We start from the raw sequence: 19,957 nt of genomic DNA on the forward strand, positions 1-19,957 counted from the left end.
GCGCGACCGGAGAGTTTCGAGCCCGGTCTTTTTTCCCGGATTTTGTGCGTTTTGCCCGGATTTCCGCCTGTTCACGAGGCCGGCGGAGACGTGGGGATCTTTAGGGCTTGGGTGGGCGAAAGGGAGAATTGTCGGTCTGGAAAAAATGATCTGTTAACACTATATTTAGTGTTTGCAGGCAGGCTCGACGCTAGATAGTGTGAACCTCCCTCTGCGGAGGGAATCGACAAAAGTTTCAGTTTAGGGACCCGCGAGGGTCGGCCTGCAGCCCGGGCAGATGCTTGGGAAAGCGTCTTGCTGTCTGCGTGCCGGCACTTGTGACGAGGAGAGTGCCGGCGCTGCTCGCAATGCCGGCAAACGGCGGACTGTGCTTTTCGCCTGGTGGGGCAGAAATCCCCAGGGAAAAGCGCTATATATAGATACAAAGGGACCGGACCAATGCGCATCGAGCGTCGCTTCACCAAGCCAGAACAGTCTGCCTATGCGGAGATCGAATTCCGCAAGGCTTTGTCGGAGATCAAGAATCCCGACGGCTCGGTGGTGTTCCGCCTCGATAACATCGATGTGCCGGCGCAGTTCAGCCAGGTCGCGGCCGACATCCTGGCGCAGAAATATTTCCGCAAGGCCGGCGTGCCGGCGCGCCTGAAGAAGGTCGAGGAGAACGACGTCCCCTCCTTCCTGTGGCGTTCGGTTGCCGACGAGGCTGAGCTCGCCAAGCTGCCCGAGGCCGAGCGCTATGGTTCGGAAACCGACGCCCGCCAGGTCTTCGATCGCCTCGCCGGCACCTGGACCTATTGGGGTTACAAGGGCGGCTACTTCAAATCCGAGGACGACGCGCGCGCCTTCCGCGACGAGCTCGCCTATATGCTGGCCACCCAGCGCGTCGCGCCGAACTCGCCGCAGTGGTTCAACACCGGCCTGCACTGGGCCTACGGCATCGACGGCCCCAGCCAGGGCCACTTCTATGTCGACCCCTTCACCGGCAAGCTGACCAAGTCGAAGTCCTCCTACGAGCATCCGCAGCCGCATGCCTGCTTCATCCAGGGCGTGCAGGACGATCTCGTCAACGAGGGCGGCATCATGGATTTGTGGGTGCGCGAGGCGCGCCTGTTCAAATACGGCTCCGGCACCGGCTCGAACTTCTCGATGTTGCGCGGCGAAGGCGAAAAACTGTCCGGCGGCGGCCGCTCGTCCGGCCTGATGAGCTTCCTCAAGATCGGCGACCGCGCGGCGGGCGCCATCAAGTCGGGCGGCACGACGCGCCGCGCGGCAAAAATGGTCATCGTCGACGCCGACCACCCGGATATCGAGGACTTCATCGACTGGAAGGTCAACGAGGAGCAGAAGGTCGCCTCGCTGGTGACCGGCTCCAAGATCGTCAAGAAGCATCTCGAAGCCATCATGAAGGCCTGCGTCAATTGCGAAGGCCATGGTGACGACTGCTTCGATCCGGCTTTGAACACCGCGCTGAAGCGCGAGATCAAGGCGGCCAAGAAAGACGCGGTGCCGGAGAACTACATCTACCGCGTCATCCAGTTCGCCAAGCAAGGCTACACCTCGATGTCGTTCAAGACCTACGACACCGACTGGGATTCGGACGCCTACCTCACCGTCTCCGGCCAGAACTCCAACAACTCGGTGTCGCTGAAGGACAATTTCCTGCGCGCCGTCGAGGCCGATGGCGACTGGCAGCTCACCGCCCGCAAGGACGGCAAGGTGCTGAAGACGCTGAAGGCGCGGGATCTGTGGGAAAAGATCGGCTATGCCGCCTGGGCTTCCGCCGATCCGGGCCTGCACTTCAACACGACGATGAACGACTGGCACACCTGCGCTTCCGCCGGTGCGATCCGGGCCTCCAACCCGTGCTCGGAATACATGTTCCTCGACGACACGGCCTGCAACCTCGCCTCGATCAATCTCCTGCCCTACCGCAACGAGGACGGCACGATCGACATCGCGGCCTACGAGCACACCGTTCGGCTGTGGACCGTCGTGCTCGAAGTCTCGGTGATGATGGCGCAGTTCCCGTCCAAGGAGATCGCCAAGCTCTCCTACGACTACCGCACGCTCGGCCTCGGCTACGCCAATATCGGCGGCCTGCTGATGACCTCGGGCATCCCTTACGACTCCGACGAGGGCCGCGCCATCTGTGCGGCGCTCACCGCCATCATGACCGGCGTAGCCTACTCGACCTCGGCCGAGATGGCTTCCGAGCTCGGCGCCTTCCCGGACTATGACCGCAACGCCCAGAACATGCTGCGCGTCATGCGCAACCACCGCCGCGCCGCCTATGGCGACAGGGACGGCTACGAGAAGCTCGCCGTCAACCCGGTGCCGCTGGTCGCCTCCGACCTTAAGCAGCAGGCTTTGGCCGAGCATGCCCGCGCCGCCTGGGACCGCGCCATCGAGCTCGGCGAGGAGCATGGCTACCGCAACGCGCAGGCGACTGTCATCGCGCCGACCGGCACGATCGGTCTCGTCATGGATTGCGACACCACCGGCATCGAGCCCGACTTCGCACTGGTGAAATTCAAGAAGCTCGCCGGCGGCGGCTATTTCAAGATCATCAACCGCGCCGTGCCGGAAGCGCTGCGCACGCTGGGCTACTCCGAAAGCCAGATCGCCGAGATCGAGGCCTACGCGGTCGGCCACGGCAACCTCAACCAGGCGCCCGGCATCAACCCGTCCTCGCTCAAGGCCAAGGGCTTCAGCGACGAGAAGATCGCGGCGCTGAATGCGGCGCTGAAGTCGGCCTTCGACATCAAGTTCGTGTTCAACCAGTGGACGCTCGGCGCCGACTGGGTGAAGGAGACGCTCGGCTTCACCGACGAGCAGCTCGGCGACATCTCCTTCGAAATGCTGCCGGCTCTCGGCTTCTCGAAGAAGGACATCGACGCCGCCAACATCCATGTCTGCGGTGCCATGACTTTGGAAGGCGCGCCCTTCCTCAAGGCCGAGCATCTGCCGGTGTTCGATTGCGCGAGCCCCTGCGGCAAGATCGGCAAGCGCTCGCTCTCGATCAACAGCCACATCCTGATGATGGCGGCCGCGCAGCCCTTCATCTCGGGCGCCATTTCCAAGACCATCAACATGCCGAACGAGGCGACGGTCGAGGACGCCAAGAACGCCTATATGCTGTCGTGGAAGCTGGCGCTGAAGGCGAACGCGCTTTATCGCGACGGCTCGAAGCTCTCGCAGCCGCTCAATGCCTCGCTGCTCGCCGATGGCGAGGAGGACGAGGACGAGGCGGTCGAGCAGCTGATCGCCGCGCCCGCCGCGCAGCGCGCCGTGCAGGTGACGGAAAAGATCGTCGAGCGTGTTATCGAGCGCCTCTACCGCGACCGCGAAAAACTGCCGAACCGCCGCAAGGGCTACACCCAGAAGGCCGTCGTCGGCGGCCACAAGGTGTATCTCAGGACCGGCGAATTCGACGACGGCCGCCTGGGCGAGATCTTCATCGACATGCACAAGGAAGGCGCCGCCTTCCGAGCGATGATGAACAACTTCGCCATCGCGATCTCGCTCGGCCTGCAATATGGCGTGCCGCTCGACGAATATGTCGAGGCCTTCACCTTCACCAAGTTCGAGCCGGCCGGCATGGTGCAGGGCAATGACGCGATCAAGAACGCGACGTCGATCCTCGACTATGTGTTCCGCGAGCTTGCCGTCTCCTATCTCGGCCGCCACGACCTCGCCCATGTCGACCAGTCGGACTTCGACAAGACGGCACTTGGCCGCGGCATCACCGAAGGCAAGGCGACGCCCTTCTCCAAGGGCCTCTATCGCGGCGCCTCGCCGGTGAAGCTGGTGTCTGGCATCGGCTCAGAGCCCAAGGGCTTCGGCGGCTCAGCCCCGGCGACGACCCCTGCCCGCGCGGCGCCCACCGCCTTCGCCGGCTCCAATGTGCTGGCGCTGAAGCCGGCCAGCGACGAAGCGCTCGCCTACAAGCGCGACTATGAGGAGCGCGCCCGGGAACTGGCCGAGGATATGGTGGAAGAAGAAGCCGAGGCCGCCGGCGGCGCCGAAGCTTTATTCACCGACGCCGCCGCCAACGAGGCGGCCGAAGCGAAGAAGCTCGCCGCGACAAGGCGCCAGCAGTCGCTGCTCCAGGGCTACACCGGCAACGAATGCTCCGAGTGCCACAACTTCACCATGGTGCGGAACGGCACCTGCGAGAAGTGCGACACGTGTGGCTCGACGAGCGGGTGCAGCTGAGACCCTGAAGCCGCCTCGGCTTACGATCCGCGAGGTCATTCGCCTGCTGGAGGCCGGCGGCTGGTATCTGGTTGCAACGAAAGGCAGCCATCGCCAATATAGCATGAAATCAAAGTCGGCCGCGTCACCGTGGCCGGTAAGCCGTCTGACGAAGTTGCACCAGGGACTCTGAACAGCATCCTGAAGCAGTCTGGCCTGAAGCAACGACGATTGCGTTACGCTGTGATCATTGAAAAAGCCGGCGACAATTTTTCTGCCTATGTGCCGGATCTGCCCGACTGCATTGCAACGGTGCGATGGTGTCTGAGGTAGAAACCGAAATTCGCGACGCGATACGCTTCCACATCGAAGGCTTCCGCGCCGATGGGCTGGATATATACCCAGAGGCGTCAGCTTGGCGGAATATGTGGAAGCATAACTGCCGCTCTCGATGATCGACCACATCACTATCGAAGTGAGCGACATCGAGAAGAGCAAGCTGTTCCACGAAAGGGGAGTTACTCCTCTAGGCTACAGCCTCTCCTTCGGCAAGGAGGGCGTGTTCTGTGCTTTCGATGTCGGCAATGGTTGCCTGTTCGAGACTATGCCGAGAGTTATTACGCCTGCTTCGTGCTCGATCCCGATGGCTACAACATCGAGGCGATGATCAACGAGGCATAGCGCACACCCCCGCGCCGGATCGTGCCGGCCTCACAGCCAGGAACGTGTTCCATTCTTCGCGATTGCGGCCGACGTTGAAATCGTCCCTCAGGAGGACCAGCCCGGCGTTCTCGAGACGAGCCGCGAAGTCGTCCCTGCGCCAGTAGACCGTGTGATATTCGCCGCCTGTCTCGCCGTCCCCGTTGCGCATCGACACCAGGAAGGCGCCGCCAGGCCGCAGCGAGCCGGCTATCTTGGCAAGCACCTGGTCGGTCTGGTCGCGCGGCACGTGGATCAGCACGGCGAGCGCCAGGGCCGCATCGTAAGGTCCGCCGAGATCATCGGTGAGGAGATCGAGAAGCTCACCCTGCTTGCCCCGCGCGGCCTGCAACTCGAGGAACCGCTTCGTTGCGTCGGTACGGCGAACCCTGACGCCCAAGCTCTCCAGAAAGTCCGCATCGTATCCCGCTCCGGACCCGACTTCCAAAACCTGGCCGCCTGTGCCGGCAATCGCCACAAGGCGCTTCAGCGATGCCTGCTCTCGCTCGTTTGGAACATGCCTCACGATTGCATCGTAGCGTTCCGCATAGTCCTCATAGGCACTGATCGTTTGACGGCTCTTCGCCAGAGCCCTCGAGAACGCGTCCATCTTTCCCTCCCCTGCATCCATGTTTGGTCAACCATCTCCTCAGCGAATGCTACCGGGCGGCACGCATCCGTCGATCATCCCGATATCGCGCAGGAAATGGTCCGACAGGGAGCGCCGATCGAGTAGGCCGCGCCTGCGGGGTCTGAACGGCGCGGTGAAGAGGTCGAGCATCGGACGACGAAGCGTGTTGTACAGAACGACGGTGGCGGTCATTGGCGTGTCCTTTCGGGTTCGATCTGATGGACAAAGCATGCCGTCTTCCGGTCTTGGTTTCCAATCGAACGTCGAGTAGGATGCATCAGGAGGATTGATGCGTCATGAGCTGGGAGCTGCCGCCGTTAGGCGCCATCCGGGTGTTTGAAGCCGCGGCGCGGCTCGGTAGCTTCACCAAGGCGGCCGAAGAGCTCGGGATGACTCAGTCAGCAGCCAGCTATCAGATCAAGGTGCTCGAAGAACGCGCCGGAACGCCACTTTTTATAAGAAAAACAAGGCAGATCACCCTGACCGAAGCCGGACAGCAGTTGGCGCCGCACGCATCCGGCGCGTTCTCTGCACTGGCCGATGCGTGGGTTGCCACGAAGGGTGGCGCAACGGGCGTGCTCTCCGTGACAACCATGGAAACATTTGCAACGAACTGGTTGGCTGTATGGCTTGGAACATTCCAGCTGATGCATCCCGATCTTGCCGTGAAGGTGAATACAGCGTCCCGACTGGTCGATTTCGTACGCGAGGACATGGACATCGGGATTCGAACCGGCACTGGAGAATGGCCCGGGCTGGCGGCGCACTATCTGTTCAAGGCTGACTACACGCCGATGCTCAGTCCAAAACTCGCCGAGAGCGTCGGCGGCATCCGCCGCCCCGAGGATCTCTACAAGGTCGCGTTATGCTGTTCCGATGATCCGTGGTGGAAAATATGGTTCGAGGCGGCCGGCGTACCCTTCGAGCCCGATCGCGTGATCGCCGGCCCGATGCTGGGGTCGCAGGCTTACGATGCGATGGCGGCGCTGACCGATCAGGGCGCTGCGATCCTCACGCGCAACATCTACAGCGCCCTGCTGGCAAAGGGCCAGTTGATACAGCCATTTGATGTCCTTGGATCCGATGGCGACGGCTATTGGCTAGTGCATCTGGAAAGCCGCCGAAATACGCCCAAGATCAAGGTCTTCCGCGATTGGGTGCTGGCGCAGACCGCTGAGATACGCGAACGCGAAAAGACGCGATAGGCCTTTAGGGCGCGCGATGATGCGCGCGCCGAGCTTGTATCGTCCCTCAATCCTTGAACGTGATGCCGTAGCTTGCGGCCTGTTCCTTGGGCATGTCGGCGAACGCCTGGCGCACGGTGTAGCCACCATAGACGTCGCCGCCGTTGCGGATCATCCAGTCCTCGACATCCGCCTCCGCCACGCTCATGCGGTCGCCCATCTTGTACTGGTTGCCGTTGACCGGCACGTCGGCGAGCAGACCGACGAAATGGCCGTCGCTATAACCGACGAGTTGCAGCCAGATATGCTCGGTGGCGCCGTTCTGGGTCAGCGGGAATTTCACCGTGTAGGTGCCGGGCGTACCGGCGGCCATCAGCTGATGGAAGCGCGCCAGCGTCGCATGGCCCTTGGTCTTGGCGTTCTGCATCGCCTTGTCGCCGGTATAGTAGGCGACGACGTTCTCCTTGATCGGGCGCGGCGCCGTCGGCGAGGCGCCGGGCGCGGCTTCCGGAATGGCGACGGGCTTGTTGCTCGGCATGTGCCAGAGCGTGTTGACAAACCCGTAGCCGAGAGCTGCGACGAAAACGATTGCCACGACCGGATTGCGCATCGAACCCCTCCAAACGCGATCACGGACACGCTACCGAAAGGCCGTTGCCGCGGCGCTAAGAGACAAAGTGAGCGCTTGGTTAGGGAAATGCCGAAATTGCACCGGAATCCACCGAACGCCGATAATGACGTCGCGCCATGAGGCGCGTCGAGATTCAGGTCACGCCGAGTCGAGAATGGTGGCGTCCGACAACCGGAGCGGAGCGTACTTTTCGTACGTGAGCGCCGGAAGCGCATGAAGCCGCCATTCGCAGGCCGGCCTCACCTGAATATCGAAGCGCTCTAGTCCGCGTCGGCCACCATCTGCCCGCCGCCCAGCCAAGCGCGCCACTGCCGCTCGTCGCCATGGAACACATTGAGGTCGATGCGGCCGCTCACGCCATGCGACAGGCCGGAGCCGGAATATTGCCAGAACAGCCACCTGCGGCCCGGATAGACTTTTGACGGATGCGCCGCCACCGCGCGCAGCCAGAAGGGATAATCCTGGAAGGCGCCGCGCAGATTGTCGCGATAGAAGTCGGGGCTGGTGTAGATGATGGGCCGCTGGCCGTAGTGGCGCTCCAGCTTGTCCATGAACACCTGCATCTTCTCCAGCACCTTTTCGCGCGAAGGCCGCCGCTTGCAGGAGGAATCGCCGTTCCACTCGACGTCGATGACCGGTGGCAGCGCGCCGTCCATCTTCGGCACGTTGCGGATGAACCAGTCGGCCTGCTCGCCGGCGGTGCGGCACCAGTAGAAGAAATGATAGGCGCCGCGCCTCAGCCCGGCGGCATCGGCATTGCGCCAGTTCTTCATGAACATCGGGTCGAGATGGTCGCCGCCGTCGGTCGCCTTAATATAAGCGAAGTTGGCGCCCTGGGCGCGCAGCTTCTGCCAGTTGATGTTGCCCTGCCAGCGCGAGACATCGACGCCGTGAACGGCCAGATGGCGAGGTGAAGAGCGGCCGAAATTGATCGGCTTGGCGTCGCGGAACGCATAACGGGTGACCGGGCCGGCGAGCATAGCGGGCGCGGCACGCGACAGCCGCTTCGGCGCCGAGACGAGCGCTGCCTCCTGCACCGGCGGCTCGACGCTGTCCGGCAATTCGGTCGCGGGAAAATTCACCGTCTCCTCCTCGGCAAGGCCGAAGGGGCGAGTGTCCTCGTCGTCAGGGTTCGCGTTACCCTCGTCGAGCAACGGCGCCGGCGGCTTGATGCGCGCGGCACCCGACATCGACGCGTTCTCGACGGTTCTTTCGGTGACCACGGTCCTCGCGCCCTTCGATACGGGCGCGCTCGGCCGCACGACCGAGCTCGTCGTCTCGTTGGACGGCATCTGCAAGGCATCGACGCCCGACGTGGACGAGCAGCCGGCAAGGCATAGCGATGCGAGCACGAAACTGACGACGCCAAAAATCCGCATCTTTGACCTGTACGCAAGACAAAACAGACCGAAGGCAGGAACAGCGCCGCCGGAACCCCCATTCCTAATGAGAAATTACCAACAAAGTTTGAATCAAAATTTACTTTTGGCGCGACCGGATGATTCGGCGCGGCGCCGAGAGGAGCTTCTTGGCTAGCGCCTGAACACGCCGATCATCGGTCCGAGATTCCAGAAATCGTCGTTGCGGCCGATACCGGGCGCATAGAGGCTCGAGATCGAGCCGTCGAGGAAGAGCGCGTTCGGGCAGCCGAGCTGGTCGCGGAAAAGCCGCGCGAATTCGTGAAAGGTCACGACATCGTCCGAGATCGCGAAGACCGCGACCCCGTCGGCGCGCGCGCCCACACCGTCGCGAATCTTGCGCGAGGTGCCGTCGTAACGGAATTTCGGATGCAGCTTGCCGTCGATGACCAGCATCGGCCCGGACTGGGTCGCATAATCCACGCGCGGCGGACGCTTGAGGTAAGCCTTGGTCGCGCGAACGCCGGCCTTGCCGGCGCTGAGATAGAAGATGCCGTTGGGCTGCATGGAGAAATTGTCGGACCCCGATCCGATCTTTGCCGGCGTGACCTGCTCGCCGCGTTCGACATAGAGCCCGACCGGCGCGAGGTTCGGATGATACATGCCGGCATTGATGCCGAAAAGCAGGGTGCGCCCGGTCGCTTGCTGCGCGCTGCGCAGATTGTGCAGCGACCGGTAGAAATCGCCGTCCTTGTTCTTCCAGAACAGCTCGATGGAAAAATGCTCCGGATCGGCTTCGCAGACGAGGTAGGCCGCGTTCTCGAAAGTCTGGTTGCGGCAGGGCGGCAGCGCCGCCAGCCATTGGCCAAGGCCCATGCCGGCGCCGATAGCCGCCGGCGCCGCCGATTTCACCAGCGTCGCCAGCAGCGGCACGGATTGCAGCAGAGTCACAAGATCCATCAGCGCACCCGAGCATCGGCGTCGATCCAGCGGATTGGGTCGAGACCTCTAGACGAGCCAGCCGGTGGCGACGCCGATCAGCAGCACCACGCCGAGCAGGCCGCGATAGATAACGAACGGCCAGGCGGAGAAGCGCTCGAGCACTCGCATCAGCCCCCATATCGCAAAGAAAGCCGAGATCGAGGCGACGACGAGGCCGACGGCCAGGATCGACCAGCCATGCGCGTCGAGATGCACCTTGTGCAGTTCGTAGAGCTCCTTGAGGCCGGCGAGCGCAATAGCCGGCAAGCCGAGCAGGAACGACAGGCGGGCCGCCTCCGGCCGGGCGAAGCCCAGCCCCATCGCCGCGGTCAGCGTCGAGCCCGAGCGCGAGACGCCGGGAATAAGCGCGCCGACCTGGGCGACCCCCACCAGCAGCGCGTCCAGGATAGACGCCTGGCGCAGCATGAGCTTGTGGCTGGCGAAGATTTCGGCGAGCGCCAGGAGGATCGCCATGGCGATGCAGGCCCAGCCGATGACGGCGAGCCCGCGCAAGGGCGAATTGCAGGCGTTGAGCACGCCGGAAAGCGCAAGGCCCGCAATGACGATCGGGACGGTGGCAAGCACGATGCTGACCGCGAGGCGGAAATAGCGATCGCTGAAATCGCGGCGCGAGATCGCCGACAGCGATCCGAACAGCACGTCCCTGACATCGCTCCAGAAATAGCTGATCACCGCCGCCAGCGCCGCCAGTTGCATGGCGGCGGAGAAGGCCGAGCCGGGGTCCTGCCAGCCCAGCATGGCCGGCACGATGCGCATATGCGCCGTGGATGAGATCGGCAGCAATTCGGTGATGCCTTGCACGATGCCCAGAAACGCCACCTTGGCATAACCCAGGCCGACAAAGCCGGTATCCAGTCCTTGCGTGCAGACGTCGGTCATCTCGGTCCTTTCCCCGTGCCCCGGTTGTTATCCGGGGCAAAAAGTGAATCGTCATCGAAAGCCCATCGAGGACAGGCTTAGCCTCACGATAGCGTGATTCCAACTCACGGATTTGTAAGGTGCCGCTAATCCTGCTTGACAACAGGCGCCGCCATATTATTCTCTGCTAATCTTACACTGTAAGGCAATCGGAGGAGCTTCCCATGTCGACCGCCGCCCTCTCGGAACCGCAGCCAGTCGTGCCGCCGCAAACGCACGTCCCGGACATCGCAATCGAGGCGGTGTCGCGCGATTTCAGCCGCGCCATCGAACGCGCCGAAGTTGCTGCCTGGCTCGACCTTTACGAGGCGGCGCCCGCGGATTTCGCGGCACGGCAAGGCTTGTCGATCGCCAAGGACGGCGACCTTGTCTGGACCACCTGCACGACGATCCCTTTCATCCATTTCAACTGCGTGAAGAATATCGGCGTCGATGGCCCGGCGACGGAAGAGCAGGTCGACGCGCTCCTCGCGCATTACCGCGCGGCCGGCATCATGCGGCCTTGGCTCTATACCAACCCGCATACCGAGCCGTCGCGGCTGAGGTGCTGGCTGGAAGCGCGCGGGATGCAGCAGCAAGGCGGCTGGGAGCGCATCTATCGCGACGCGACGCCGCTGCCGGACGAACCGCTTTTCCCGGGCGACCCGCTGATCCCGGTTGACGATCTGATGGTCGAGGAGGTCACGCCCGGGACAGCTTTGGAATGGGCTTCCTTCATCGATGCCAAATACAGGCTTCCCACCTCGCCCTGGCTGATGGCGCTCGTCGGCCGCAAGGGCTGGCATCATTACATGCTGAAACGCAGGGGTTCGGTCGCCGCCGTGCGCTCGCTCTTCATCTCAGACGGCGCCGCCTGGAGCGGCATCGACGCGCCGGTTCCGGGGATCATGGCGCCGAACTTCGATCTTGACGCCATGCTTGGCGAAAGAATGGTTCGCGACGGCATCGCCGCCGGCGCGAAGCTGTTTGTCGCCGACATCGAGGCGCCGCGTCCCGACCGCGATGGACCAGCCTATCGCAACTACGACCGGCTCGGCTTCAGGCTTGCCTATTTGCGCAGCCACTACAGCTACTTACCCGCGAATTCGAGCTGACCATTTTCCGCGGAGTTGCCTCAACGGTACAACCACTGCTTCAGGCAGCTTCTTGCCACAACATGCGCCGGCGGCACCGAAGCCTGGTCGATGCGAGAATCCTCGCCCGCCCGGTCGCGAGCCTTTTCCAGAAGCAGGCGAAGCTCGGCCGGGCGCACGCGGTCGCGCGCCATCACGAGCTGGACCATCGGGTCGTTCAAAAGCTCGTCCAGGGTGTTGATGCTCTCGCTCATCCGTCGCCTCCTCGATGCCTTCCCGCATGGCGCTTAGATAGGCAGCCAATGATGGCCCGCCAATGACGCTTTGCCGGCTATCTCGTGAATCGAAGATGAAATTTTTGTGCAGAGATGCGTCAAAATGAGTCAGGCCGGCGGCGCGCCTTCATATTGCGGCAGGCCATCGTCGAGCATCAGCCAGGGTTGCTTCGAAGCGGTCCAGAAATGCATGTCGGGCTTGAACAGCGACGGATCGTCGAGCGAGCCCGACGTGACGCCGAGAATGCCCCTGGAGTCGCGGCGCGAAAACATCGTCGTGCCGCACACCGGACAGAAGCCGCGCTGGAGGTCGGGCGTGGAATTGGTGGTCGCCACGGGCCCCTCGATCGTCACATCGTCGATGCGGAACAGAAGCCGCGCGTTGAAGGCGGCGCCGATCGCCTTCTGGCAGATCCGGCAATGGCAAACCCGTTCGCTGACCGGCTCGGCCTCGGCCCGGTACCGCACCGCGCCGCACAAGCAACCGCCCTCATACTTCGCCATGATAAGCATCCTGTTTGTCCGGACGCTCTAGCCGCCGGCATGGTGGCGTCAATCAAAAAGCTTTGATGGGATGCGATCGCTAACGGTGATAGGCCAGCCCCGGACGAGAGATCAATGGCGCTTGGCCTGGACGAGATAGGCGTCGATCATGGTCTCGCCCAGCCATTTGGCGGCTTCGAGCCGGTGCAGCCCCTCGACCAGGACATGACGCTTGCCGTCGTGCCGCACCTGGATCGGCGTCTTCATACCGTTTTCGAGAATATCCTCGGCGAGATGGCGCACGGTTTCGGGATGCAGCGTCTTGCGGCGCGCCGTCGGCACGTAGATGTCGTCGACCTTGACCTTTTGCACACGCAGCATGTCGGCTCCCGGCGTTGAAACGTCGCCTGGAGTTGAATAGTCCGTTTGCCGGACATCGCCAAGCGCAAGTGCGGACTGGCCCGATGCTTTCCATTTGACGCTTGGCCGGCCGATGGTCTCAATGACGGCCTCGTGATCTCAGGTGTTCCTTGACGCAACTGCCCACCGAATTCCCCGATTTCGGGCTGACGCCCGAGCAGCGCCGCGAGGCGGTGCGCGGCCATTACTACGAATGGCCGGGCATGGATGGCTCGAGCGGCGAGATCTGGTGCTACAGCGACCGCCTTTCCTATCGTCCGGGCGAAACGGTGACGCTGCATGTGAGTTCGACGGCGCCGCAATTCGGCATGGTCATCGCCCGCGACGGCGGCAGCGAGACCAAGGTCTTCGAGAAGACAGGCCTGTCGGCGCGCTGGCAGGACACGCCCGACCAATGCTCGGTCCAAGGCTGCGGCTGGGAGGCGTCGTTCGAATTCCGTGTCGGCGACGATTGGCCGTCAGGCGCCTATCGCGTGACGCTTTCGGCCGATGGCCGAAACGGCACACCGATCCACAGCCACCATCTCTTCATCGTCGCGCCCCTGCCCGGCCGCAAGCCCGGCCGCCTGCTGCAGGTCGCCGCCACCGGCACATGGCTCGCCTACAACACCTGGGGCGGCTCGAACCACTATCAGGGCATCACCGGCCCGAACCGCGACCAGTACGCGACGATGGTGTCGACGCAGCGTCCCTGGTGCCGCGGCTTTGTCGTGCTGCCCAAGGATGCCCCGCGCGTGCCGCTGGAAGTCGCGGTGCCGCCGAAAACCGTGCCGCGCTATCCACATATGGAATGGGCTTTCGCGACCGGACATTCGAAGAAATACGCCTCGTCCGGCTGGGCGAGCTATGACAGCCATTTCTTCCGCTTCGCCGAGCGCGCCGGCTATGCGGTCGACCTCGCCAGCCAGCACGAATTGCATTTCTCGCCCGAAATCCTCGATGGCTATGACTGCGTCGTCTTCGTCGGCCATGACGAATACTGGACCTGGGAGATGCGAGACGCGGTCGAAACCTATGTGACCAGCGGCGGGCATGCGGCGCGCTTCGCCGGCAATTTCATGTGGCAGACGCGGCTGGAGGACGAGGGCCGCCGCCAGGTTTGCTACAAATACAAGGCACGCGCGCAAGATCCCGCCTATCGCGGCGGCGACGTCACTCGCGCCACCAATTCCTGGGAAGCGCCCGAGATCGGCCGTCCGGGCAGCGCCACCTTCGGCCTCAATGCGACGCGGGGCGTCTATGCCGGCTGGGGCGGCTGCGCGCCGCGCGGCGTGCGCGGCTTTCCGGTGTACCGGCCGGAGCACTGGGCCTTCGCCGGCACCGGCATCTATTATGGCGACCTGCTCGGCACCGACAGCCATGTCTATGGCTATGAGGTCGATGGCCTCGATTTCGAGATCCGCGGCGGCCTGCCCTACCCGACTGAAACCAGCGGCGCGCCGGATGGCTTGCAGGTGCTGGCCGTCGGTATGGCGAGCCAGGTCGAGGAAAGTGCAGACATCCCGATCGAGGACCAGTTCCTCACCGACGAGGACGGACGCTTCACCGCCGAGACCTTGTTCGGCGAGGCCAGCGACGCCAATCTCGACAAGGTCAAGCGCGGCAACGGCATGATCGTCAATTTCCCGCGCGGCAAGGGCGAAGTGTTCCATGCCGGAAGCTGCGAATGGGTCGCCGGCCTGCTAAGGCAGGACGCGATGGTCGAACGCGTGACCAAAAATGTTCTCGACCGCTATCTTGGAAAGTCCTGACATGTCGAAGTCGCAAGCCAAGCCCTCGCCCGACATCGAAGCACGGCCGCCGTCGCATCTGTTCTATCTGTCCAGCCTGCGCCGGCCGCTCGTCGATCGCGCCGAAGGCATCTACTTCTGGACCAAGGACGGCCGCCGCTTCATCGACGGCTCGAGCGGGCCGATGGTCGCCAATATCGGCCATTCCAACCGCAACGTGCTCGACGCCATGAAGCGGCAGATGGACAAGACCACCTTTGCCTACCGGCTGCATTTCGAGAACGAGCCGGCGGAAGAACTGGCCCGGGAACTGGCCGGAAAGCTTCCCGAAGGTATGGACCGCATCTTCTTCGTTTCCGGCGGCTCGGAAGCGACCGAATCCTGCATCAAGCTCGCCCGGCAATGGGCGGTCGCCACCGGCCAGCCGAAGCGCTGGAAGGTGATCACCCGCTTCCCGTCCTATCATGGCGGCACGCTGGGCTCGCTTTCCATCACCGGCGACGACGCGCTCGCCGAGACCTTCACGCCGATGATGCGGGTCATGCCCACCGTGCCGGCGCCGACCGCCTGGCGCGACCGCGACAACCTGACGATGGAACAGCGCGGCATCCGCTACGCCGACATGCTGGAGGAGAAGATTCTCGCCGAAGGTCCGGAAAGCGTTTTAGCCTTCATCATGGAGCCGATCGGCGGCGCGGCAACGGCTGCCCTTGTCGCGCCCGACAGCTATTATCCGCGCATCCGCGAAATCTGCGACCGCTACGGCATCCTTCTGATCCATGACGAGGTGATGAGCGGCGCCGGCAGGACAGGCAAATTCCTCGGCGGCGACCACTGGAACTGCCGGCCTGACATCGTCGCACTCTCGAAGGGACTGGGCTCGGGCTACGCGCCGCTCGGCGCTCTTGCCGCGCCGATGCGCCTGGTCGAGCCGCTGCTTGCCTCGGGCGGCTTCCAGCATGGGCACACCTATGCCGGCAATCCGCTCGCCTGCGCCGCCGGCCTCGCCGTGCTTGGCGAGATGGACCGGCTCGATCTCATCGCCAACGCCGCCGCCATGGGTGACGTGCTGATGGCGGAGTTGAAGGGCTTGCAAAAGCGCTTCCCCTTCATCGCCGACGTGCGCGGCAAGGGCCTGCTCACCGGCGCCGAAATGGTCGCCGATCCGGAGACGCTGAAGCCGATCGACCCGGCCAGCAAGGCGACGCAGCGCCTGCTCGACCACGCCTATGCGCGCGGCCTCATCATCTATGGCCGCAAGGTCAAGGGCGGCGTCGACGGCGACAATTTCATGGTGGCGCCGCCGATGATCGTTACAGCCGAGCAGATCGGCGAGATGATCGCCATCATCGGCGACTCGCTGAAGGCGCTGGCGGAGGAACTCGATCTGCCGGTGGAAGGCTGAGAAGGCTATTTTGATGCCGGCACCGGTCACCCTCCGCCCCGGTCGCATCGAGGACGTCGAAACCATCCACGGCGCCTTGCTCCGTCTCGGCACCCATATCGGCGCGCCGGAAGAGATCCAATCGACGCCCGACGACCTTCGCCGCTACGGCTTCGGTGAAAAGCCCGCCTTCTCGACCGTGATCGCTGAGATCGACGGCGAATTCGCCGGGCTTTGCCTGCATTTCCCGATCTTCTCGACCTGGATGGGCCGGCCGGGCGTCTATGTGCAGGACCTTTACGTCGAGGATCGTTTTCGTGGCCGCCGGGTCGGCGAAAGACTGCTGCGCCGCGTCGCGAAAGAGTGCCGCGCGGCGGGCGGGGTCTATTTGAGGCTGTCCGTCGATACCGACAACGAGACCGCCAAGGCCTTCTACGAAAGACTGGGCATCGGCTGGTCGAGCTACGAGCAGGTGCAGAAGATCGTCGGCGATGCCTTTTTCGCCTTTGCCGATATGCCGGAGGAATGACGATGAAAACCTTTTACGCCGAAGAGCAGAAACGCCATGACCCCAAGGCTTTCCTCTCCAGCGGCGCGCCGCAGCCGAACCCGGAAAAGCCGGAACGGGTCGAGAGATTATTAGCCGGCGCAATATCGGCTGGGTTGACGGTCGAACGCCCGAGGAATCATGGGCTTGGACCGGTTGCGGCGGTGCATACGCCTGAATATCTCGACTTCCTCGAGCACATTTTTCCGCGCTGGCAGCGCATCGATGGTGCCTCGGCGGAAGTCATCCCGAACATTCACCCGATCGCCCGCGACGGCTCCTATCCGGCCTCGGCTGTCGGCCAGGCCGGCTACCACATGGCCGACACTGCCTGCCCGATCTCGGCCGAGACCTGGAACAGCGCGCTGTGGAGCGCCTGGAGCGCGGTGGAGGCCGCTGAAGCGGTGATGGCCGGAGCACCGTCGGCCTATGCGCTTTGCCGTCCGCCGGGCCATCACGCCTTCGCCGATGTCGCCGGCGGCTTCTGCTTCATCAACAATTCGGCGGTCGCGGCGCAGGTGCTGCGCAAGAGCGCCGCCCGGGTGGCCATCCTCGATGTCGATCTGCACCACGGCAACGGCACGCAAGGCATCTTCTACGCCCGCCCCGACGTGCTGACCGTCTCGCTGCACGCCGATCCGGTGCGCTTCTACCCGTTCTTCTGGGGACATGCCGACGAGCGCGGCGAAGGCCCCGGCCTCGGCTACAATCTCAACCTGCCGCTGCCGCGCAAATCCGGCGATGCGGCCTTTCTCGAAGCGCTTGCCGCAGCCTTCCAGCGCATCCGCGCCTTCGCGTCGGAAGCGCTGGTCGTCGCACTCGGCCTCGACGCATTCGAGGGCGATCCGTTCGGCGGCCTGTCGGTGACGACGCTGGGCTTCTCGCGCATCGGCGAAGCGATAGCCGGACTTGGCCTGCCGACGGTCATCGTCCAGGAAGGCGGCTATCTCTGCGACGCGCTCGGCGACAACCTCACCGCTTTCCTGACCGGTTTCGGCGGCAAACAGCGGTAGACGGGCTTAGGAACGCTGCTGCCGCAGCATCGCGATCACGCGATGCGCGCTTTCCAGCGTCTCGTCGATCTCGGCCGCCGTGTTGTAATGCGCGATGCCGATGCGCACCACGCCCTGCTCGGCCGGGATGCCGAGCTGGTGGACGACCTCCCACGCATAATTGTGGCCTGACCACAGGAAGATGTTTTCGGCGTTCATCTGCCGCACGATCGTTTCCGGCTCGATGCCTTCGACGGTGAAGGAAATGGTCGGCACCCGCTCCGCGAGGCGTTGCGGATCGGTGATGCCATGGATGATCAGGCCTTCGATATCGGACAGGCCTTCGATCAGTTGCCAGGCCAGCGCGTTCTCGTAAGCGATCGAGACCTCGAACGCCTTGGCGATCCGCTGCCGCCGCGAGCCGTCCCCGCCGGCGGCAGCGCCGAGATCGGCGAAATAGTCGATTGCCGCCGTCAGCCCGGCCATCAGTTCGATCTGCGGCGTGCCGAGTTCGAACCGTTCGGGCAGGACGTTCGAAGAACAGCGGCATTTGTAGGGTTTCAGCGTATCGAGGACGTCGCGGCGGCCCCACAATATGCCCACATGTGGCCCGAAGAATTTATAGGCCGAGCAGATCAGGAAATCGCAGCCGAGTTCCTGCACGTCGATCAGCCCGTGCGGTGCGAACTGCACGGCATCGACATAGACCAGCGCGCCGGCCTGCCTGGCAATCGCCGTCAGCGCTTTCACGCGATTGATCGAGCCGGTGAGGTTCGAGGCATAGTTCAACGCGACAAGGCGCGTTTTCTCCGAAAGCAGCGCCTTCAGCGCCGCCTCCTCCACCTGCCAGCTCCGCTCGTCGAACGGCAGGAAGCGCACGACCAGGCCGAGATCCTCGGCAAGTTGCAGCCATGGCGAAACATTGCCCTCGTGGTCCATGCGCGTGACAATGATCTCGTCGCCGGCCTTCATCGTGCGGCCGAGCGTGCGCGACATATGGTAGGTCAGCGTCGTCATGTTGGCGCCGATGACGATCTCCTCGGCGCTTGCGGCATTGAGGAAATCGGCCGTCGCCGCATGCGCCCCGTCGACCACTTGCTGCGCCGCGAGCGTCGTTGCGAAGAAACCGCCGAGATTGGCATTGGTCGACAGCAGGCAGCGCGACACCGCCTCCGCCACCGCCAGCGGCACCTGTGTGCCGGCGGGATTGTCGAGATAGATGCGCCGGCGCCCGTCATCGGCCAGCGAAAGCGCCGGAAATCTGCCGCGCACGGCCTCGATCGGAAACTCTGCCATCGTGTCCATTCCCTTGTTTTTTGACGATTCCCAATCACGGGCACGGATTGCCGACACGCTGGTGGATGGCGTCGACCGCCTTCTGCATCTCTTCGGTCCAGCTGACGTCGGCCGAGGACAGCGCCAAATCGAGCTGCGCGATCGTGGTCGCGCCGACGATGTTCGCGGTCACGAAGGGTCGGCTCGCCACGTAGGCATTGGCGAAAAGTGCCGGCTCCATGCCGAAGGAGCGCGCCAGCTCGGTGTATTCCAGCAGCACTTCCGCCGCATTCGGCGTCTCGTAGCGCTGGCCGCGATTGAAGAGCTGCGAGCGCGAGCCCTGCGGTCGCGCGCCATGATTGTATTTGCCGGTGAGGTAGCCCTGTGCAAGCGGCGAATAGGGAAGAAACGCGATCTCCTCGCGCTCGCAGACCTCGGCAAGGTTCACCTCGAAGGTGCGGTTGACGAGGCTGTAAGCGTTCTGCAGCGAGGCAACGCGCGGACCGGTGCCCTTTTCGGCTTCGAAGACGAAGCGCATGACGCCCCAGGAGCTTTCGTTCGAAAGCCCGAAATGGCGGATTTTTCCCGCTTTCACCAGTTCCTCGAGGACGGCAAGCGTTTCGGCAATCGGCGTCTCGGCTCCCGGAGCGCCCGCCGCATCCGCGCGCCGCGCCATCGCTCCGACGCGCGTCGGATTCGAGCCCCACGGAATGTCCCGGTCCGGCCAGTGGATCTGATAGAGGTCGATATAGTCGGTGCCGAGCTTGGCCAGCGATTTCTCGACCGCGTCGAAGATATCCGCGCGCACCAGCTTCGACGGACGATCGCCCCGGAACCACGCGTTGGCCGTTCGTCCGACCACCTTCGAGGCGAGGATGACCTTGTCGCGGCTGCCGTTGGCCTTCATCCAGTTGCCGATGATCCGCTCGGTTCGCCCTTGCGTCTCCGCCTTGGGCGGGATGGGGTAAAGCTCGGCCGTGTCGATGAAATTCACCCCTCGCGAAAACGCCAGATCCATCTGCGCATGGCCTTCGGCCTCGCTGTTCTGCTGGCCCCACGTCATCGAACCGAGACAGATTTGCGAAACAAGGAGATCGGTCCGACCGAGGCGGCGTTTATGCATGGAATGTCTCCGGCGGGAGTTTTTGCGCGAGCTGCGCG

18 protein-coding genes and 3 pseudogenes are annotated in these 19,957 nt (G+C 63.6%); 10 read left to right on the forward strand and 11 right to left on the reverse strand.

Features of this window, described 5'->3' with window-relative positions; all coding sequences use genetic code 11:
• The first annotated feature begins 438 nt into the window (after positions 1-438).
• The 4 genes and pseudogenes from FJW10_RS01065 to FJW10_RS01075 all read left to right on the forward strand — a co-directional run bounded on the left by FJW10_RS01065 (position 439) and on the right by FJW10_RS01075 (position 4,875).
• The gene (locus tag FJW10_RS01065) at positions 439-4,215 is read left to right on the forward strand and encodes a vitamin B12-dependent ribonucleotide reductase (RefSeq protein WP_140830269.1); all 3,777 of its coding nucleotides are present in this window, start codon (positions 439-441) and stop codon (positions 4,213-4,215) included.
• Positions 4,190-4,401: pseudogene (locus FJW10_RS30635) on the forward strand (type II toxin-antitoxin system HicA family toxin); the annotation flags it as partial. The gene FJW10_RS01065 and the pseudogene FJW10_RS30635, both read left to right, overlap by 26 nt.
• Before the next feature lie 24 nt (positions 4,402-4,425).
• Positions 4,426-4,633: pseudogene (locus tag FJW10_RS30675) on the forward strand (type II toxin-antitoxin system HicB family antitoxin).
• A 12-nt stretch (positions 4,634-4,645) separates the two neighbouring features.
• Positions 4,646-4,875, forward strand: a pseudogene (locus tag FJW10_RS01075) (hypothetical protein).
• Here FJW10_RS01075 and FJW10_RS01080 read toward each other — a convergent pair.
• Both FJW10_RS01080 and FJW10_RS30325 read right to left on the reverse strand, forming a co-directional pair.
• Positions 4,862-5,503, reverse strand: coding sequence for a class I SAM-dependent methyltransferase (locus tag FJW10_RS01080; protein ID WP_246674075.1), 642 nt, complete (start codon positions 5,501-5,503; stop codon positions 4,862-4,864). The pseudogene FJW10_RS01075 and the gene FJW10_RS01080 overlap by 14 nt on opposite strands.
• Before the next feature lie 39 nt (positions 5,504-5,542).
• The gene (locus tag FJW10_RS30325; protein ID WP_181177366.1) at positions 5,543-5,716 is read right to left on the reverse strand and encodes a hypothetical protein; all 174 of its coding nucleotides are present in this window, start codon (positions 5,714-5,716) and stop codon (positions 5,543-5,545) included.
• Between the two features lie 104 nt (positions 5,717-5,820).
• Between FJW10_RS30325 and FJW10_RS01085 the strand changes: the two genes are divergently transcribed.
• Positions 5,821-6,729, forward strand: a complete 909-nt coding sequence (locus FJW10_RS01085; protein ID WP_140897746.1) for a LysR substrate-binding domain-containing protein — start codon at positions 5,821-5,823, stop codon at positions 6,727-6,729.
• Between the two features lie 46 nt (positions 6,730-6,775).
• Here FJW10_RS01085 and FJW10_RS01090 read toward each other — a convergent pair whose 3' ends face one another.
• The 4 genes from FJW10_RS01090 to FJW10_RS01105 all read right to left on the reverse strand — a co-directional run bounded on the left by FJW10_RS01090 (position 6,776) and on the right by FJW10_RS01105 (position 10,578).
• Positions 6,776-7,318: a DUF2314 domain-containing protein gene (locus tag FJW10_RS01090; protein ID WP_140897748.1), complete on the reverse strand. Its 543-nt coding sequence runs from the start codon at positions 7,316-7,318 to the stop codon at positions 6,776-6,778.
• A gap of 281 nt (positions 7,319-7,599) precedes the next feature.
• Complete coding sequence (locus tag FJW10_RS01095) at positions 7,600-8,718, reverse strand: GH25 family lysozyme (protein ID WP_140897750.1); 1,119 nt, start codon at positions 8,716-8,718, stop codon at positions 7,600-7,602.
• Between the two features lie 153 nt (positions 8,719-8,871).
• A complete protein-coding gene (locus FJW10_RS01100) occupies positions 8,872-9,657 on the reverse strand; it encodes a phosphodiester glycosidase family protein (RefSeq protein WP_140897752.1) in 786 nt (261 codons plus the stop codon).
• A gap of 48 nt (positions 9,658-9,705) precedes the next feature.
• Entirely contained in the window at positions 9,706-10,578 is an 873-nt protein-coding gene (locus FJW10_RS01105) for an undecaprenyl-diphosphate phosphatase (RefSeq protein WP_140897754.1), read from the reverse strand.
• 203 nt (positions 10,579-10,781) lie between these two features.
• Here FJW10_RS01105 and FJW10_RS01110 point away from each other — a divergent pair, with 203 nt between their 5' ends.
• Entirely contained in the window at positions 10,782-11,711 is a 930-nt protein-coding gene (locus FJW10_RS01110) for a hypothetical protein (protein ID WP_140897756.1), read from the forward strand.
• Between the two features lie 20 nt (positions 11,712-11,731).
• Here FJW10_RS01110 and FJW10_RS01115 read toward each other — a convergent pair whose 3' ends face one another.
• The 3 genes from FJW10_RS01115 to FJW10_RS01125 form a co-directional block, all read right to left on the reverse strand.
• Positions 11,732-11,944: a hypothetical protein gene (locus tag FJW10_RS01115; RefSeq protein ID WP_140647475.1), complete on the reverse strand. Its 213-nt coding sequence runs from the start codon at positions 11,942-11,944 to the stop codon at positions 11,732-11,734.
• 129 nt (positions 11,945-12,073) lie between these two features.
• A complete protein-coding gene (locus tag FJW10_RS01120) occupies positions 12,074-12,469 on the reverse strand; it encodes a GFA family protein (RefSeq protein WP_140897758.1) in 396 nt (131 codons plus the stop codon).
• Positions 12,470-12,580: 111 nt separating this feature from the next.
• Positions 12,581-12,829, reverse strand: coding sequence for a ParB N-terminal domain-containing protein (locus tag FJW10_RS01125; protein ID WP_140542817.1), 249 nt, complete (start codon positions 12,827-12,829; stop codon positions 12,581-12,583).
• A 149-nt stretch (positions 12,830-12,978) separates the two neighbouring features.
• Between FJW10_RS01125 and FJW10_RS01130 the strand changes: the two genes are divergently transcribed.
• Genes FJW10_RS01130 through FJW10_RS01145 form a run of 4 tightly spaced genes read left to right on the forward strand, consistent with a single transcriptional unit; the run spans position 12,979 to position 17,542 of the window.
• Positions 12,979-14,619, forward strand: coding sequence for a N,N-dimethylformamidase beta subunit family domain-containing protein (locus FJW10_RS01130; RefSeq protein WP_140897760.1), 1,641 nt, complete (start codon positions 12,979-12,981; stop codon positions 14,617-14,619).
• A gap of 1 nt (position 14,620) precedes the next feature.
• Entirely contained in the window at positions 14,621-16,003 is a 1,383-nt protein-coding gene (locus FJW10_RS01135; RefSeq protein ID WP_140897762.1) for an aspartate aminotransferase family protein, read from the forward strand.
• 13 nt (positions 16,004-16,016) lie between these two features.
• Positions 16,017-16,511: a GNAT family N-acetyltransferase gene (locus FJW10_RS01140; protein WP_140830321.1), complete on the forward strand. Its 495-nt coding sequence runs from the start codon at positions 16,017-16,019 to the stop codon at positions 16,509-16,511.
• 2 nt (positions 16,512-16,513) lie between these two features.
• Positions 16,514-17,542: a histone deacetylase family protein gene (locus FJW10_RS01145; RefSeq protein WP_140897764.1), complete on the forward strand. Its 1,029-nt coding sequence runs from the start codon at positions 16,514-16,516 to the stop codon at positions 17,540-17,542.
• A gap of 6 nt (positions 17,543-17,548) precedes the next feature.
• On the opposite strand, the gene FJW10_RS01150 is transcribed toward FJW10_RS01145, so the two are convergent.
• Together FJW10_RS01150 and FJW10_RS01155 are read right to left on the reverse strand one after the other, a co-directional pair.
• Positions 17,549-18,817 (reverse strand): cysteine desulfurase-like protein, encoded by a 1,269-nt coding sequence (locus FJW10_RS01150; protein ID WP_140897766.1) that lies wholly within the window; start codon positions 18,815-18,817, stop codon positions 17,549-17,551.
• Positions 18,818-18,851: 34 nt separating this feature from the next.
• Positions 18,852-19,919, reverse strand: coding sequence for an aldo/keto reductase (locus tag FJW10_RS01155; RefSeq protein ID WP_140897768.1), 1,068 nt, complete (start codon positions 19,917-19,919; stop codon positions 18,852-18,854).
• Between the last annotated feature and the right edge of the window lie 38 nt (positions 19,920-19,957).

Source organism: Mesorhizobium sp. B4-1-1, from assembly GCF_006439375.1.
Lineage (GTDB): Bacteria > Pseudomonadota > Alphaproteobacteria > Rhizobiales > Rhizobiaceae > Mesorhizobium.

What these genes read in the sequence shown, in the direction of transcription:
- FJW10_RS01065 (WP_140830269.1), top strand. Translation starts at nt 439, where the DNA reads ATGCGCATCGAGCGTCGCTTCACCAAGCCAGAACAGTCTGCCTATGCG.
- FJW10_RS01080 (WP_246674075.1), bottom strand. Translation starts at nt 5,503, where the DNA reads ATGGACGCGTTCTCGAGGGCTCTGGCGAAGAGCCGTCAAACGATCAGT.
- FJW10_RS30325 (WP_181177366.1), bottom strand. Translation starts at nt 5,716, where the DNA reads ATGACCGCCACCGTCGTTCTGTACAACACGCTTCGTCGTCCGATGCTC.
- FJW10_RS01085 (WP_140897746.1), top strand. Translation starts at nt 5,821, where the DNA reads ATGAGCTGGGAGCTGCCGCCGTTAGGCGCCATCCGGGTGTTTGAAGCC.
- FJW10_RS01090 (WP_140897748.1), bottom strand. Translation starts at nt 7,318, where the DNA reads ATGCGCAATCCGGTCGTGGCAATCGTTTTCGTCGCAGCTCTCGGCTAC.
- FJW10_RS01095 (WP_140897750.1), bottom strand. Translation starts at nt 8,718, where the DNA reads ATGCGGATTTTTGGCGTCGTCAGTTTCGTGCTCGCATCGCTATGCCTT.
- FJW10_RS01100 (WP_140897752.1), bottom strand. Translation starts at nt 9,657, where the DNA reads ATGGATCTTGTGACTCTGCTGCAATCCGTGCCGCTGCTGGCGACGCTG.
- FJW10_RS01105 (WP_140897754.1), bottom strand. Translation starts at nt 10,578, where the DNA reads ATGACCGACGTCTGCACGCAAGGACTGGATACCGGCTTTGTCGGCCTG.
- FJW10_RS01110 (WP_140897756.1), top strand. Translation starts at nt 10,782, where the DNA reads ATGTCGACCGCCGCCCTCTCGGAACCGCAGCCAGTCGTGCCGCCGCAA.
- FJW10_RS01115 (WP_140647475.1), bottom strand. Translation starts at nt 11,944, where the DNA reads ATGAGCGAGAGCATCAACACCCTGGACGAGCTTTTGAACGACCCGATG.
- FJW10_RS01120 (WP_140897758.1), bottom strand. Translation starts at nt 12,469, where the DNA reads ATGGCGAAGTATGAGGGCGGTTGCTTGTGCGGCGCGGTGCGGTACCGG.
- FJW10_RS01125 (WP_140542817.1), bottom strand. Translation starts at nt 12,829, where the DNA reads ATGCTGCGTGTGCAAAAGGTCAAGGTCGACGACATCTACGTGCCGACG.
- FJW10_RS01135 (WP_140897762.1), top strand. Translation starts at nt 14,621, where the DNA reads ATGTCGAAGTCGCAAGCCAAGCCCTCGCCCGACATCGAAGCACGGCCG.
- FJW10_RS01140 (WP_140830321.1), top strand. Translation starts at nt 16,017, where the DNA reads ATGCCGGCACCGGTCACCCTCCGCCCCGGTCGCATCGAGGACGTCGAA.
- FJW10_RS01145 (WP_140897764.1), top strand. Translation starts at nt 16,514, where the DNA reads ATGAAAACCTTTTACGCCGAAGAGCAGAAACGCCATGACCCCAAGGCT.
- FJW10_RS01150 (WP_140897766.1), bottom strand. Translation starts at nt 18,817, where the DNA reads ATGGCAGAGTTTCCGATCGAGGCCGTGCGCGGCAGATTTCCGGCGCTT.
- FJW10_RS01155 (WP_140897768.1), bottom strand. Translation starts at nt 19,919, where the DNA reads ATGCATAAACGCCGCCTCGGTCGGACCGATCTCCTTGTTTCGCAAATC.